Annotated in this window: 14 protein-coding genes and 1 pseudogene; 12 read left to right on the forward strand and 3 right to left on the reverse strand. The window is 52.9% G+C overall.

From position 1 onward, the window contains the following. The 5 genes and pseudogenes from HA51_RS06985 to yjjG all read left to right on the forward strand — a co-directional run. Nucleotides 1-1314 carry a PAAR domain-containing protein gene (locus tag HA51_RS06985; protein WP_084933692.1) on the forward strand — a complete coding sequence of 438 codons (1314 nt, stop codon included), beginning with the start codon at nt 1-3 and terminating at the stop codon, nt 1312-1314. Continuing rightward, entirely contained in the window at nt 1314-2399 is a 1086-nt protein-coding gene (tri1, locus tag HA51_RS06990) for an ADP-ribosylarginine hydrolase Tri1 (RefSeq protein ID WP_084933695.1), read from the forward strand. The genes HA51_RS06985 and tri1 overlap by 1 nt, the downstream gene beginning before the upstream one ends. A gap of 219 nt (nt 2400-2618) precedes the next feature. Beyond that, the gene (locus HA51_RS27775) at nt 2619-2822 is read left to right on the forward strand and encodes an immunity protein Tsi6 family protein (RefSeq protein WP_084933698.1); all 204 of its coding nucleotides are present in this window, start codon (nt 2619-2621) and stop codon (nt 2820-2822) included. A 227-nt stretch (nt 2823-3049) separates the two neighbouring features. After that, nucleotides 3050-3178, forward strand: coding sequence for a hypothetical protein (locus tag HA51_RS27660; RefSeq protein ID WP_281253423.1), 129 nt, complete (start codon nt 3050-3052; stop codon nt 3176-3178). A 33-nt stretch (nt 3179-3211) separates the two neighbouring features. Further along, nucleotides 3212-3634: pseudogene (gene yjjG, locus HA51_RS07000) on the forward strand (pyrimidine 5'-nucleotidase); the annotation flags it as partial. Between the two features lie 113 nt (nt 3635-3747). Here the strand turns inward: yjjG and HA51_RS07005 are convergent. Further along, nucleotides 3748-4449 carry a YtjB family periplasmic protein gene (locus HA51_RS07005; RefSeq protein WP_084933707.1) on the reverse strand — a complete coding sequence of 234 codons (702 nt, stop codon included), beginning with the start codon at nt 4447-4449 and terminating at the stop codon, nt 3748-3750. Nucleotides 4450-4556: 107 nt separating this feature from the next. Between HA51_RS07005 and serB the strand changes: the two genes are divergently transcribed. From serB to nadR, 3 genes are all read left to right on the forward strand, one after another. Next, complete coding sequence (serB, locus tag HA51_RS07010; RefSeq protein ID WP_084933711.1) at nt 4557-5534, forward strand: phosphoserine phosphatase; 978 nt, start codon at nt 4557-4559, stop codon at nt 5532-5534. Between the two features lie 13 nt (nt 5535-5547). Continuing rightward, on the forward strand, nt 5548-6930 hold the full coding sequence (gene radA, locus HA51_RS07015; RefSeq protein WP_084933714.1) for a DNA repair protein RadA: 1383 nt from the start codon (nt 5548-5550) through the stop codon (nt 6928-6930). A 181-nt stretch (nt 6931-7111) separates the two neighbouring features. Beyond that, nucleotides 7112-8338: a multifunctional transcriptional regulator/nicotinamide-nucleotide adenylyltransferase/ribosylnicotinamide kinase NadR gene (gene nadR / locus HA51_RS07020; protein ID WP_084933716.1), complete on the forward strand. Its 1227-nt coding sequence runs from the start codon at nt 7112-7114 to the stop codon at nt 8336-8338. Nucleotides 8339-8390: 52 nt separating this feature from the next. Here nadR and ettA read toward each other — a convergent pair whose 3' ends face one another. Further along, nucleotides 8391-10058: an energy-dependent translational throttle protein EttA gene (gene ettA / locus HA51_RS07025; RefSeq protein WP_084933718.1), complete on the reverse strand. Its 1668-nt coding sequence runs from the start codon at nt 10056-10058 to the stop codon at nt 8391-8393. 184 nt (nt 10059-10242) lie between these two features. Between ettA and HA51_RS07030 the strand changes: the two genes are divergently transcribed. After that, on the forward strand, nt 10243-11190 hold the full coding sequence (locus tag HA51_RS07030) for a 2-hydroxyacid dehydrogenase (RefSeq protein ID WP_084933721.1): 948 nt from the start codon (nt 10243-10245) through the stop codon (nt 11188-11190). Nucleotides 11191-11192: 2 nt separating this feature from the next. On the opposite strand, the gene deoR is transcribed toward HA51_RS07030, so the two are convergent. Further along, entirely contained in the window at nt 11193-11957 is a 765-nt protein-coding gene (gene deoR, locus HA51_RS07035; RefSeq protein WP_084933928.1) for a DNA-binding transcriptional repressor DeoR, read from the reverse strand. A gap of 360 nt (nt 11958-12317) precedes the next feature. Between deoR and rbsK the strand changes: the two genes are divergently transcribed. The 3 genes from rbsK to HA51_RS07050 are packed head-to-tail and all read left to right on the forward strand — an operon-like array spanning nt 12318 to nt 15580. Beyond that, nucleotides 12318-13235, forward strand: coding sequence for a ribokinase (gene rbsK, locus HA51_RS07040; RefSeq protein ID WP_084933724.1), 918 nt, complete (start codon nt 12318-12320; stop codon nt 13233-13235). Between the two features lie 9 nt (nt 13236-13244). After that, entirely contained in the window at nt 13245-14570 is a 1326-nt protein-coding gene (gene fucP, locus HA51_RS07045; protein WP_084933726.1) for an L-fucose:H+ symporter permease, read from the forward strand. Beyond that, on the forward strand, nt 14567-15580 hold the full coding sequence (locus HA51_RS07050) for an aldose 1-epimerase family protein (RefSeq protein WP_084933729.1): 1014 nt from the start codon (nt 14567-14569) through the stop codon (nt 15578-15580). Before fucP ends, HA51_RS07050 begins: the two co-directional genes overlap by 4 nt. Nucleotides 15581-15644: the final 64 nt, after the last annotated feature.

The raw sequence follows: 15644 nt of genomic DNA on the forward strand, positions 1-15644 counted from the left end.
ATGGCGGAATTCAATGCTGCGCGAGAGCAGGATGACATAGCGCATACTGCATCCAAGGGATGGATGATAGCAGGCCTGATCGGTGGAGCAATACTGGGTGCTGCAGCAGTTGTTGTAACCGGAGGTGCGGCGTTGATAGCCGTATCAGCCGCTGCGGCAGGTGCCTGTGCAGCAGGAGGGATAGGTGAGGTGCTGGGTAGTATGTCCTGGGCACCACGACACAACACCGGTAAGCTCTTGTCTGGCTCCCCTAATGTTTTTATTAACAGCAGACCTGCAATACGTGCCCATTTATCGAAAGGGAACTGTGATGAACACAGTGGTTCGCTGCAACTGGTAGCAGAAGGTTCAGACAAGGTTTTTATCAATAATTACCCGGCAGCGCGTATCGGTGACCGTCTAACCTGTAGTGCAGAGATTGCCAGCGGATCCTCGAATGTTTTTATCGGCGGAGGGAAGTACCAGACCGACGACATTAACCCGGAAATTCCCGACTGGGTTAACTGGATAATGATGGGTATAGGTACGGCCGCTGTGGGCGTACTGGCTTCGCCAGCTATAGCTTTGCTTGGATTGGCAGGTGCGCTGGGTGGTGGCTATGCCGGTAACTGGGTCGGTGGAAAACTCTTCGGTGAGGGCTCGGATGGTCAGAAATGGTCTATGCTGGCGGGAAGCTTCATCGGCGGAGCCGCTGGCAGCAAAGGTGGAATGAAGTTTGATGGCTGGCGAGTTGAAAATTCAAAAATCATCGTTGAGAATTTCACAGAACCTAAAATGACCTTAGCAGAAGCTGTAGGTAAAGATACCGCTGATGCTTGGATTGCTCAAGGTAAAGCAAACGCACTCAAAAATGCACCTAAATTGTTGAAAAATTTATCAGATGATCAAATTGGTGCACTCTATGGTTATACTACCAATGAAGGTTATTCGGCAATTAATCCAGCTTTACGTGGCACAACTGAATTAACTCCAAACTTAGAAGCATTTGCTGATCATGCAACCGAAGGCCTTCTAAAACTTCCAGCGTATGCCGGAGAAACATCCAGAGGCATATCGGAATTACCCTCATCAGTGTTGAACCAAAATCAAATTGGAAATGTTGTATCTGATCCTGCCTTCATGAGTACATCTGCTAAAGAGCCATTTTCTGGAAATATCAACATTAACATCAAAGGAACTTCTGGAAAAGACATAAACTTTCTTTCACAATATCCCAATGAAGCTGAAGTTTTATACCCACCCGGTACTAAATTTAAAGTAGTAAATCGTGTGGATGTAGATGGGCAGATTTTCTTGAATTATGAGGAGTTATAATGATCGACTTAAGAATTTCAGATTTTGAACTTAAGATTTATGCCAGAAAATATGCTGATTTGGTTCCAGAGGCCTCACGGCAAATGAAAAATAGAATGTCTTATGATCCACAGCCAATGTCTGACGAGGTGCAGAGTAAACCTGAGTGGATGCAGACATTAAAGCAAAAGAACTCTGACCATGATGCATTAGATAAAGCAAAAGGGTTGCTTTTGGGGCTTGCTGTAGGCGACGCAGTAGGAACAACTCTCGAATTCCAGCCTCGAGATAAATACAAAATTAATGATATGATCGGAGGAGGGCCTTTTAATCTTAATGCAGGGGAGTGGACAGATGATACTTCAATGGCGCTATGCTTGGCTGAAACTTACATAAATAAAGGATTTTGTGATACCGATTTTTTTAGAGCGAAATTGATTGATTGGTATAAAAATGGACACAATAGTTCAAATGGGACCTGTTTTGATATAGGAAATGCAACTCGTTTTGCTTTGGAACAGGTAATATCTAATGGCCCTGATTGGGTAGGTAATACATCTCCAGATTCAGCGGGTAATGCAGCTCTGATACGTCATGCTCCAGTAGCTATTTTTAGAAGGAAATCTTTTGTTGATGGATGGCGAGATGCGGGTATTCAGAGCATGGCGACCCATTCTGCACCGGAATCAATTAATGCATGTCAGTTTTTAAATGTTGTTCTGCATTATCTACTCAATGGGTATAGTAAGGAAGAGGCTTTTTCTTCTCATAAAATGTCAGCGCTAGTTCGCATATTAATAATTAACGCTGGTGAGTATAAACTGAAATCTCGCGATCAAATTAGATCAACAGGTTACGTCATTGATACTTTAGAAGCGGCATTATGGGCTGTTTGGAATACTGATACCTTTAAGGATGCCGTTTTGCTGGCTGCAAATCTGGCTGACGACGCAGACAGCGTTGCTGCTACTGCAGGTCAACTCGCTGGTGCATTATATGGTTTCTCAGGTATTCCGAAAGAATGGATTGATAAAATAGTCTATAAAGATAAAATCATCGACTTTGCCGAAAAAATTTTCATGTTGTCACCAGATGAAGCGGACTAGTTTAAATTTTATTTTTTGAATTTTTTATTGTGATTCTGCACTTTTTCTTGTGGTGGTGAATGATCTTGAGTGAAGTGGCGTGGAATTAAATGTGAGTGCGAAAGAGTTTACTTGTTTGGAGTGTATAAAAGATTCCATTCACATAATACAGGACGATGTTGTGGGTGAAATAGGTTTTACTATTTATTAAATGGTGATCGAGTAACTTAATCAAGTGAAATGCATGGGGCGAATTTTATTGTAATTGAGCAAGATAAATCTCACTATTCAAAAGTGAACTTTGGATACCAAGTAACAAAAGAGTTCGATACAACAGATTTTGAGATGGCTAAGTATTTTATTAATGCAAATTACACAGCATCCCAAACAGGCGAGGGACTTAAATTATTCCGCCTCCATCAGGCAGACCCCGACTATGAATAAAAAATCGTTGTAAGATCAGGAGCTAACTTTCATTCAACGTTTTCTGTGCTGCAATTCAAACCCGCACGTTTAACCTCCCATCGTGACTTAACCTCTTAAATAAGTTACGGAATCTACTTATGTTCTCACGCATCACCGCACAGCTGCCGATGGACGGCATGCTGTACTGGAAACTGAAGGGCGCCGAGGCGCCCTTCCACTCATTTACGCTGTAGGAGCGCGGGCTGATGTCCGCGCAGCAGATAAGTCTGCTGGTGCTGGAAGGCTGGCATCGTCACCTGCGCGCGTACCGGAAGGCCGACGGCAACAATCCCTTTAACGGCATCACTTTACCACTGCCGTTTTCAATGAACTAATCAGCAGCGGTGCGGCAAAACTCGCCCTGTGATTTCCTCAGCGCGATGGCCGACATTTGTCTGCCACTTGACGGCACAGCTGAGTTGCTCAACGCGCTGAAGGGTCAAGTGAAGATCGCCATCATCACCAACGGCTTCACCGCTTTGCAGCAGGCGCGTCTGGAGCGCACGGGGTTCCGTGACTTCTTTGACGAGCTGGTGATCTCCGAACAAGTGGGGGTGCCAAAGCCGGATGTGGCGATTTTCGACCACACGCTGGCGTTGCTCGGCAACCCGGATCGCAGCCGCGTGTTGATGGTCGGGGATACGCCAGAATCTGACATTCTGGGCGGGATGAATACTGGGCTAAAAACCTGCTGGATCGATCACGGCACGCGTCCGTTCCCGGAAAATATCAAACCGACCTGGCAGGTGAAGACGCTGGCTGAGCTGCAAGCGTTGCTGACACAACGCTAAAAATATCTATTCACGTAAACGTTGTGATGATGTGAAGAAGCCCGCTGTGCGGGCTTTGTTTATTGTAGAATCTATTCATGTATCCATGCACGAATCTATTCATGAGCACATTATCAGTGCTCTTTCTCTTTCTCTTTCTCTTTCTCTTTTTCTGGTGTCAGGTCACTGGCCGTTTCTTCTTCCTCTCGTTCCTTATCTTCTTTCACCGCACGGCTGGCGGTGAGCAGGAACGGTGATTGTTGCCAGCGGGTGCGACGGTCGCGCAGCAGCGTACGGGTGAGGATGATGCCAATCGCCAGCGCCAGCAGCATCATCAAACGCAGAATGTTGGTGGTGTTGTCCACCTGACGTGATTCGGTGACCAGCACGTGGGTATCCAGCGTCACGCGCAAGAAACCTTGCGGTCCCTCTTTGCCTTCCAGCGGCTGCACGATTTGGTGGTTAAAATAGCTGCCAGCGCGTTTACCATCCAACGCCAGGCGATCGCGCACATTAATGCTTTCGCCGCTGTGCGCCACCAGACTGCCGTCATCGGCATACACGGAGGCATCCAGAATGCGGCTGTTATCGGTCATCTGATTAAGGATGGCTTCGATTTGCGTGCGGTTGTCGTCGCTGTTGTCCATCAGCGGTTTCAGGCTAAACGCCACCTGACGCGTCAGCGTATGCGCCAGTTCTTCCACTTGCTCAGAGCGTGCCATTTGATGGCCGAGACTGAACCAGGATGCCCCTTGCATCAGCACCACTAACAGTGCCAGCGAGATAAGAACAATCACCGTGCGATGCAGGCGAAATTTCAGTGCGGTTTTAACCATCAGAAACCCGTGTGACGTAACAGCAGAAAGGCTGGCAATTATGTTGCCAGAACCCGCGCAGACAAGGTAGCCTCTTGCGTGGTTTTGTTGTCCCTACAGGAGCTGTAATGCCAAATCGTCTTACCTGGTGCGATCTGCCCGCCGATGTTTCACTTTGGCCGGGTTTACCCCTTTCCCTCAGCGGTGATGAAGTGATGCCGCTGGATTACCGTGCCGGTCGAACAGGCTGGTTGCTGTATGGGCGTGGACTCGATAAACAAAAACTGACCGATTATCAGCATCTGCTGGGCGCGGCGATGGTGATCGTCAGCGCCTGGAATGTCGATGAGTATCAGGTGGTTCGTCTGGCCGGCTCGCTGACGCCGCGTGCTGCTAAGCTGGCGCATGACGCCGGTTTTGATGTCGCGCCGCTCGGCAAGATCCCGCACTTGAAAACCCCAGGCTTGTTAGTGATGGATATGGATTCCACCGCGATCGAGATCGAATGCATTGACGAAATCGCCAAACTGGCGGGCTGCGGTGATCAGGTGTCTGAAGTGACCGAACGCGCGATGCGTGGCGAACTGGATTTCAAAGCCAGCCTGCGTGAACGCGTGGCGAAACTGGCGGGTGCCGACGCCAATATCCTCAAGCAGGTGCGTGATACCCTGCCGCTGATGCCGGGCCTGACCACGCTGGTGCAAAAACTGCAGGCGCTGGGCTGGCAGGTGGCGATTGCCTCCGGTGGATTTACCTACTATGCCGACTATCTGCGCCAGACGCTGCATTTAACGGCGGCCGTCGCCAATGAACTGGAAATGCGTGATGGCAAGCTGACCGGCGAAGTGGTGGGGCAGATTGTCGATGCGCAATTTAAAGCCGATACCCTGAAAAATCTCGCTGAGCGTTATGAAATCTCGCCAGAACAGACCGTGGCGATTGGCGACGGTGCTAACGATCTGCCAATGATCAAAGCGGCGGGGCTAGGGATTGCTTACCATGCTAAACCAAAAGTGAATGAGCAGGCGTCGATCATTATCCGCCATGCCGACCTGATGGGTGTGTTCTGCATCCTGACCGGCAGCCTGATTCACGAAGAGCGTTAACTGAGGATTTGATTTGGCCAAAGCGGCAAAACGCGCCTTCGTTTGTAACGAGTGCGGCGCAGATTATCCACGCTGGCAGGGGCAGTGCAGCGCCTGCAACGCGTGGAACACCATCACCGAGGTGCGTATTGCCGCCTCGCCTGCGGCAGCGCGTAACGAGCGTCTGAGTGGCTATGCCGGGAGCGCTGGACCCAGCCGGGTGCAGAAGCTGTCAGAGATCAGCCTCGAAGCCGTGCCGCGTTTCTCCACTAGCTTCAAAGAGTTTGATCGCGTACTGGGCGGCGGCGTAGTGCCAGGCAGTGCGATTTTGATCGGTGGTAATCCGGGAGCCGGTAAATCGACGCTGCTGTTGCAGGTGATGTGCAAGCTGTCCGAAGGGATGAAAACCCTGTACGTCACTGGTGAGGAATCGCTGCAACAGGTCGCGATGCGCGCCCATCGTCTGGGATTACCCACTGATAACCTGAATATGTTGTCGGAAACCAGTATCGAGCAGATCTGTCTGATCGCCGAGCAGGAGCAGCCGAAACTGATGGTCATCGACTCCATCCAGGTGATGCACATGGCGGATATTCAGTCTTCGCCCGGTAGCGTAGCGCAGGTGCGTGAAACCGCTGCTTACCTGACGCGCTTCGCTAAAACGCGCGGCGTGGCGATTGTGATGGTAGGCCACGTCACCAAAGATGGTTCGCTGGCCGGGCCAAAAGTGCTGGAGCACTGTATCGACTGTTCAGTGATGCTGGATGGCGATGCCGATTCCCGTTTCCGCACGCTACGCAGTCACAAAAACCGCTTCGGTGCGGTGAACGAGTTGGGCGTGTTCGCCATGACCGAGCAGGGCATGCGTGAAATCAGCAACCCGTCAGCTATTTTCCTGTCACGCGGCGATGAAGTCACCTCTGGCAGTTCGGTGATGGTGGTGTGGGAAGGTTCGCGTCCGCTTCTGGTGGAGATTCAGGCGCTGGTGGATCACTCGATGATGGGCAACCCGCGTCGTGTCGCGGTCGGCCTTGAGCAAAACCGTCTGGCGATTTTGCTGGCGGTGCTGCACCGGCACGGCGGTTTACAAATGGCGGACCAGGATGTGTTCGTCAATGTGGTCGGTGGTGTGAAAGTCACCGAAACCAGTGCTGACCTCGCGCTGCTGCTGGCGATGGTATCGAGCTTGCGTGACCGTCCACTGCCGCAGGATTTAGTGATCTTCGGTGAAGTGGGGCTGGCCGGTGAAATTCGTCCGGTGCCGAGTGGTCAGGAGCGCATTTCCGAAGCCGCTAAGCACGGTTTCAAGCGTGCGATTGTGCCGGCGGGCAATGCACCGAAAAAGGCCATCGACGGCATGAAAGTGTACAGCGCCAAGAAGCTGGCGGATGCGCTGGCGATATTGGACGAGCTGTAATTTCACTGGGCGACATACATGCCGCCCCTACAGTTAGCAGCCAAGTCGTTTAATTTTTGGAATGATCCACAATAAGCACTTATCCGTAGCGGCGCGATTTATCGCGCGAACCTGAAAGCAACCATGTTGCTGGCAGGTGCGCAATAGATTGCGCCGCTAAAGCCGATGCAGGAGGCACCAAATGTCATCGTTCGACTACCTGAAAACCGCCATACGCCAGCAGGGCCATACGCTGCAGCAGGTTGCAGATGCCAGCGGGATGACCAAAGGCTACTTGAGCCAGTTGCTGAATGCCAAAATCAAAAGCCCCAGCGCGCAAAAGCTGGAAGCACTGCACCGATTTCTTGGGCTGGAATTCCCTCGTCGTGACAAAACCGTTGGCGTGGTGTTCGGTAAGTTCTACCCGCTGCACACCGGCCACATCTATCTGATCCAGCGCGCCTGCAGCCAGGTGGATGAGCTGCACATCATTATGGGACACGACGATCCGCGCGATCGCGAGCTGTTTGAAAACAGTGCCATGTCGCAGCAGCCGACCGTCAGCGATCGTCTGCGCTGGTTATTGCAGACCTTCAAATACCAGAAGAACATCCGCATCCACTCGTTTGATGAAGAGGGGATCGAACCCTATCCACACGGCTGGGATGTATGGAGCGAAGGGGTGAAGAAATTCCTCTCCGAGCAGGGTATTGAGCCGGATTGCATCTACACCAGCGAAGAGCCTGATGCGGCGATGTACCAACAGCACCTCGGTATTCCTACCGTAGTGATCGATCCTAACCGATCTTTTATGAGCATTAGCGGCGGGCAGATTCGTCAGGATCCATTCCGCTACTGGGAATACATTCCGACCGAAGTGAAGCCGTTCTTTGTGCGCACCGTGGCGATCCTCGGTGGTGAATCCAGCGGCAAATCGACGCTGGTCAACAAGCTGGCGAACATCTTCAATACCACCAGTGCGTGGGAATATGGCCGCGATTATGTCTTCTCGCACCTCGGTGGCGATGAGATGGCGCTGCAGTATTCCGACTACGACAAGATTGCCTTAGGGCAGGCGCAGTACATTGATTTCGCAGTCAAATACGCCAGTAAAGTGGCGTTTATCGATACCGACTTTGTCACCACGCAGGCGTTTTGCCTCAAGTATGAAGGGCGCGAGCACCCGTTTGTGCAGGCGCTAATCGATGAGTACCGTTTCGATCTGGTGATTCTGCTGGAAAACAACGTGCCGTGGGTGGCAGATGGTTTGCGAAGCTTGGGCAGTTCGATGGATCGCCGCGAGTTTCAGTCGATGCTGGTGACTATGCTGCGTGAGAACAACATCGATTTCGTCCATGTGAAAGAGGATGACTACGATACGCGCTTCCTGCGCTGCGTTGAGCTGGTGAAGCAGATGCTGGGGGCTTAATCCTACAGCAATAAAAAAGGCGCCAATCGGCGCCTTTTTCACATCATGACAATTACTTCGTCATACGCTTGTACTTGATACGCTTTGGCTCCAGCGCGTCAGCGCCCAAGGTGCGTTTTTTGTACTCTTCGTACTCGGTAAAGTTACCTTCGAAGAACTCCACCTTACCTTCATCCTGATAATCGATGATGTGGGTGGCGATACGGTCGAGGAACCAACGGTCATGCGAGATCACCATGGCACAGCCCGGGAACTCCAGCAGGGCGTTTTCCAGCGCGCGCAGGGTTTCGATGTCCAGGTCGTTGGTCGGTTCATCGAGCAGCAACAGGTTGCCGCCAACTTGCAGCAGTTTCGCGAGGTGCAGACGGCCGCGCTCACCACCGGACAGCTCGCCAACGCGTTTGCCCTGATCGGTGCCTTTGAAGTTGAAGCGACCAACATAGGCGCGGCTTGGCATCTCAGTGTTGCCCACGCGCATGATGTCCTGACCGCCAGACACTTCTTCGAACACGGTTTTCGAGTTGTCCATCGCGTCACGGAACTGATCCACTGACGCCAGCTTGACGGTTTCGCCCAGCTCGATAGTGCCAGAATCTGGCTGCTCTTGACCGGACATCATACGGAACAGGGTAGATTTACCCGCACCGTTTGGACCGATGATGCCGACAATCGCGCCTTTCGGCACCGAGAAGGTCAGATCATCAATCAGGACACGGTCGCCATACGATTTGCTCAGGTTGGTGACTTCCAGCACTTTGTCGCCAAGGCGCGCACCTGGTGGAATGAACAATTCGTTGGTTTCATTACGTTTCTGATAATCGGTGCTGTTCAGCTCTTCGAAGCGTGCCAGACGGGCTTTGCCCTTAGACTGACGGCCTTTCGCGCCCTGACGTACCCATTCCAGCTCTTTCTCAATCGACTTGCGACGAGCTGCTTCAGAAGACGCTTCCTGTGCCAGACGCTGATCTTTCTGCTCCAGCCAGGAAGAGTAGTTACCTTCCCAAGGAATACCTTCACCGCGGTCCAGCTCCAGAATCCAACCCGCTACGTTATCAAGGAAGTAACGGTCGTGCGTGATCGCCACAACGGTGCCTTCAAAGTCGTGCAGGAAGCGTTCCAGCCATGCCACAGATTCTGCATCCAAGTGGTTGGTGGGTTCGTCGAGCAGCAGCATGTCTGGCTTTTCCAGCAACAAGCGGCACAGCGCGACGCGGCGGCGTTCACCACCGGACAGCGTAGCGATTTTGGCATCCCAATCTGGCAGACGCATCGCATCTGCGGCACGGTTCAGCTGCGTATCGAGGTTATGACCATCGTGTGCCTGAATCACTTCTTCCAGACGGCCTTGTTCAGCGGCCAGCTTGTCGAAATCGGCATCGGGATCGGCATACAGCGCATAGACTTCGTCGAGGCGTTTCAGTGCGCCAACCACTTCAGAAACGGCTTCTTCCACGGACTCACGCACGGTGTGCTCCGGGTTCAGCTGCGGTTCCTGTGGCAGATAGCCAACATTAATGCCGGGTTGTGGGCGTGCTTCCCCTTCGATATCGGTATCAATACCGGCCATGATGCGCAGTAAGGTGGATTTACCTGAGCCGTTGAGGCCAAGAACACCGATTTTTGCACCCGGGAAGAAGCTAAGAGAAATATTCTTCAGGATGTGACGCTTCGGCGGAACGACCTTACCGACGCGATGCATGCTATAGACGAATTGAGCCACGTTGTAATGAGCCTTTTGGTCTGTGAGTGGTGGACATCTGATGCAGAAGTTTAGCCGTTTTCACCCTGCAATCACAGCCACATGGCGTTGAATATTCTGGAGTGCATGCCAGAAATGGATAACTGATTGATTCTCACCCACCAGCCGCTATGCTGAATTTTTGCCTAAAAACGGAGCAGGTGTGATGCGAGTGCTGATTGCAGCGGATGAAAATGCATGGGGCGGGTTAATTCCTGCCATTCGTCAGACATTACCGGATATGGAAATTATCGCCTCGGCGGGGCATGCCGCCGAGAGTCTGGCCGGTTTTGATGCGCTGATCCCCGGCATGTGCCGCGTGGATGCTCGGCTGATCGCCACCGCCGATCGCCTGAAGCTGGTCCAGCAGGCGGGCGTGGGATTAGAAGGCGTAGACCTCGATGCGGCGAAGCAAGCCGGCATTATGGTGGCGAACGTGCCTTCCGACGATTCAGGCAATGCGGATTCGGTGGCGGAATTGGGGATCTGGATGATGATTGGCCTGGCACGCCGTCAGCATGAGATTGCCGATTGTCTGGCGCAGCAGAAGCTTGGTCAGCCCATCGGTATGGGATTAATGGGCAAAACCGTCGGGCTGGTGGGTTTGGGCGGAATTGGTAAAGCCCTGGCGAAACGACTGGCTCCGTTTGGTATGCGCATGATTGGCGTAAAACGTGAAGCGGATGAAGCTTTTGCGCGACAGCATCAACTCGATTGGGTTGGCAATATGGCGCAGTTGCCGGAGCTACTGCAACAGGCAGACTTCGTGGTGCTCAGCCTGCCTGACAATGCTGCGACGCACAACATCATCAATGCCGATGCGTTGGCGCAGATGAAACCAGACAGCTTCCTGATCAACCTGGGACGCGGTGGCCTGATAGAGAAGCAGGCGTTTCTGGCAGCACTGGAGACGAAAAGATTGGCTGGCGCCGGTCTGGACGTGTTCTGGCAGGAGCCACCCAATCCACAAGATCCGGTGTTCCGCTATAACGTGATCGCAACGCCGCATATTGGCGGCGTCACCGATGTCTCAATGAAGGGAATTATCAAAGGGATCTGCGATAACCTGCGCCGACTGCGCGACGGCGACGCGGTGATCGACCGCAAGGCATAATTTTAAGGCAGGCGCAGCGGGATGTTCTGTTGCGCCAACCAGTTCTTCAGCGCCGATTCTGGCGCGCTGTCACTCACCATTAAATCAAAACGGCGCAGCTCACCAATGCGCGCAGGCAGCACTTTGCCAAATTTGCTGCTGTCTGCCACCAACACGCGCGTGCGCGAACGCAACATGGCGTGATGTTTCATGGCTAACTCATTGATATTATAGCAGGTTGCTCCCTGTTCCTGATCGATCCCCGCGGCGGAGATAAAGGCCAGTGTTGGGCAGAGATCGTCGAGAATTGAATGGGCACCAATCGGCGTGAACAGCGCATTATCAGCATGGAACTCTCCGCCACTCAGAATCACATTACAGGCGGGTTTCTCTTTCAGCGCGAGGAAGGTATTCATGGCACAGCAAATGGCAGTGAAGGTTAGCGTGTCGGGTATCGCATCCACGATGTAAGGCAAGGTGGTGCCACAGTCAAAAAACACCGTGTCGTTTTCACTGATCAACCCGGCCGCGGCCTGCGCCAGACGCTGTTTACGCGCGGCATTTTGCCCATGTTGATCGGAGATGAAATAGTGCCCGGCATGGCTTTTCGGATCGCTGACAATGTAACCGCCCAGCAAGACCACCGTTGAAGCGGGTTCGGTAAGATCGCGGCGGATAGTCATCTCGGAGACGCCCAAGAGTTGTGCCGCATCTTTCAGATGCAACTTATCGGTGCGCTTCAGTGCTTGCGCCAGCTTGTGAATGCGTTCGTCGCGCCGGGTTTCCATGAGCATCTCTGTGTAAGGGTTTTCCTGAAGTTAAGAGGCCTGACCGGTGAACGCTTTCACGCAGCCAACTGCGAATCACGATAAATCTCACAGATTTTAATGATTTGCACCACATCCAGCAGGCAGATTTTCAATCTTACCTGTAATGAGATCGCGCCGTAAACTCCCGCAGCGTACCTCATGCCTACCTTACCATGATGTTGGTTTGTTAAAATAATAACATCATCATTTTCTGAATTCCCCACAAAACGTTCTTATTACCCCATCAGGATGTGAATTTTGTCACACCATTAACTTTTATAACCTGCTAGTGTGATTTAAATAACATTTTAAAGCTAAAAATTCACCGGGGAGTTAACAATGGATATCGCGGTTATTGGGTCGAATATGGTGGACCTTATTACCTATACCAATCAGATGCCGAAAGCGGGCGAAACACTGGAAGCGCCTGATTTCGCTATTGGCTGTGGTGGCAAAGGGGCGAATCAGGCGGTAGCTGCCGCGAAAATGGGTGGCAGCGTGATGATGGTCAGCAAAGTGGGCGACGACCTGTTTGCGCCAAATACGGTAGCGAACCTCAAGCAGCAAGGCGTCGACACCGAATTTGTCACCATCGCGCCGGGCACCTCCAGCGGCGTGGCACCGATCTTTGTTGATGACCAATCGCAGAACCGCATTCTGATCATCAAAGGCGCCAACCAGCAGCTCAAACCCGCCGATATCGATGCGGCTGCCGAGGCACTGAAAGCCTGCCAACTGATCATCCTGCAGTTAGAGATCCCGCTCGAAACTGTCTACTACGCGATTGATTTTGCGCGCCAGCACGACATCAAAGTGATTCTCAATCCGGCACCGGCGGTGGCGAATCTGGATATCGACTACGCCTGCAAATGTGACTTCTTTATGCCCAATGAAACCGAACTGGAGATTCTCACCAGCATGCCGGTGGGAACGGATGATGAGGTGAAACGGGCGGGGCAAGTGCTACTCAAGCGCGGTCTGAAGAACCTGATTATCACTCTGGGTGGACGCGGTTCACTGTGGATGTCAGGCGACCATCTGCATCATGTTGCGCCAACGACGGTGCAGGCGGTGGATACCAGTGGTGCCGGCGATGCCTTTATCGGTTGTTTTGCCCACGAGCTGGTAAAAACCGGCGATATCGCAGCCTCGATGGCGCAAGCCTCGGCTTATGCCGCCTGCAGCGTGACCGGCCGTGGCACGCAGCGCTCCTATCCTGACGCGGAAACCTTCCAGCGTTTTCTCAACCTAAACTGAGGTCGAGTCATGCAACAGAACATTGTTCAGCAATCTGACGGCTATCTGAATAAGACGCCACTGTTCCAGTTCATTTTGCTTTCGTGCCTGTTCCCGCTGTGGGGCTGCGCCGCAAGCTTAAACGACATCCTGATTACGCAATTCAAAAGCGTGTTTGCGTTGAGCGATTTTGCCAGTGCGCTGGTACAGAGTGCCTTTTACGGTGGCTATTTCCTGATAGCGATTCCTGCCTCGCTGGTGATCCGTAAAGCCACCTACAAGCTGGCGATCCTGATGGGACTGGTGTTGTACATCGTCGGTTGTGTGCTGTTCTATCCCGCTTCGCACATGGCGACCTATACCATGTTCCTGGCGGCCATTTTTGCCATCGCCATTGGTTTGAGCTTCCTCGAAACGGCGGCGAATACCTATAGCTCGATGATTGGCCATCGCGATCACGCCACGCTGCGCCTTAATATCAGCCAGACGTTCTACCCGATCGGCGCGCTGATGGGCATCGTGCTGGGCAAATATCTGGTGTTCCAGGACGGTGACAGTCTGCATACGCAAATGGCGGGCATGAATGCGGAGCAGGCCCATGCTTTCCGTCTCACCATGCTGGAGCACACGCTGGAGCCGTACAAATATCTGGTGATGGTGTTAGTGGTCGTGATGTTGCTGTTCCTGTTTACCCGCTATCCACGTTGCAAACCGGAATCAAGTGAGAAGTCGCTGCCCTCGCTGGGTGAAACCTTCCGCTATCTGGCGGGTAATCGCCACTTCAAACGCGGTATCGTGGCGCAATTCCTCTATGTCGGGATGCAGGTGGCGGTGTGGTCCTTTACCATCCGCCTGGCATTGACGCTAGGGGCTACTAACGAACGCCACGCCTCTAACTTTATGATTTACAGCTTTATCTGCTTCTTCATTGGTAAATTTGTCGCCAACTTCCTGATGACGCGCTTCCGCGCGGAAAAAGTGCTAATTGTCTATTCGGTTCTGGGTGTAATCACCCTCGCGTGGGTGATGTTTGTGCCAAACTTCACCGCAGTGTACGCGGCGGTGTTTGTGAGTGTGCTGTTCGGACCCTGCTGGGCGACGATTTACGCGGGCACGCTGGCCACGGTGGATAACAAGTACACCGAAGTGGCAGGCGCGTTTATCGTCATGTCGATTGTCGGCGCTGCCTTTATCCCGGCGATTCAGGGCTTCGTCTCCGATCATCTGGGATCGATGCAGCTGGCGTTTGGCGTCTCGCTGTTGTGCTTCGCCTGGGTCGGATTCTACTTCTGGGGCGAGCTGCGTCATAAAAACCAGGCCATGCAGGCGGGTCGTCTGGTTGAGGATATGCCATGAAAACCCGATTACCGCTACGTCGCGAACAGTTCCATGAAACACCCAGTACGCTGCTGCACAATGACTATTTTCACGTCGAACTGTTTCGTTATCCGGCGGGTGTGGAGGCGGTACGTATCAGCAACCAGCGCGGCACGGTGATCGTGCTGCCGTTTTACGGTCAGATGGTGTGGGAGGCGACTTTCGATGGTCATTCGCTGACTATGGGACACAGCTTTAAACAGCCGCTGCCAGGCAACTCGATTATCGATACTTACGGCTGTTTTGCCTTCCACTCCGGCTTGCTGGCGAACGGTTGTCCGGCACCCGATGACGATCATCCACTACACGGTGAAATGGCCTGCGCCCGCATGGACAGCGCGTGGCTCGTGCTGGAGCAGGATCGCGTGTCGCTGGAAGGGGAAACCGAGTATGTGAAAGGCTTCGGGCATCACTATCTAGCGGCACCTGCCGTGCGCGTGCAGGCCAACGCGCCACGTCTGCACATTGATATGAACGTCACCAATCTGGCGGGCGCACCGATGCCACTGCAGTATATGTGCCATTTGAACAGTGCCTGGCTGACGCATGGACGTTTTAAGCAGTCGATCCCGCAGGATGCGTTCAAGCTACGCACCTCGATCCCGGCACATGTGAAACCAACGCCGCAGTGGACCGCGTATACCGATCGGCTGGCGCACGATCCACAGGCATTTCAGCCCTTAGATCAACCCGAGATGTGCGATCCGGAGATCGTGTTCTTTGCTGATAATCTGCAGCAATACGGCAATGAGGTGCAGTTCGAGCTGCATGCCCCGGAGGGTTATGCCTTGATGACGCGCTTCGACAGCCGGCAGTTCCCCCACGCCACACGCTGGCTGTTGCACAATCACGATCAGCAAGTGGCGGCTTACGTGTTGCCCTCCACCTGCCGACCGGAAGGGTTTAATGCAGCACAGCGTGCCGGAACTTTGATCGAGCTGGCACCGGGCGAGAAACGCCACTTCAGCGTGGAGACCGGCATTCTCTAATCACAGGCGGCCTTAGTGCCGCCTGTATTTCTACCGCTTCGCTATTCACAAAACTGTCACGCAA

The sequence above is a fragment of the Pantoea rwandensis genome (genome assembly GCF_002095475.1).
GTDB lineage: Bacteria > Pseudomonadota > Gammaproteobacteria > Enterobacterales > Enterobacteriaceae > Pantoea > Pantoea rwandensis.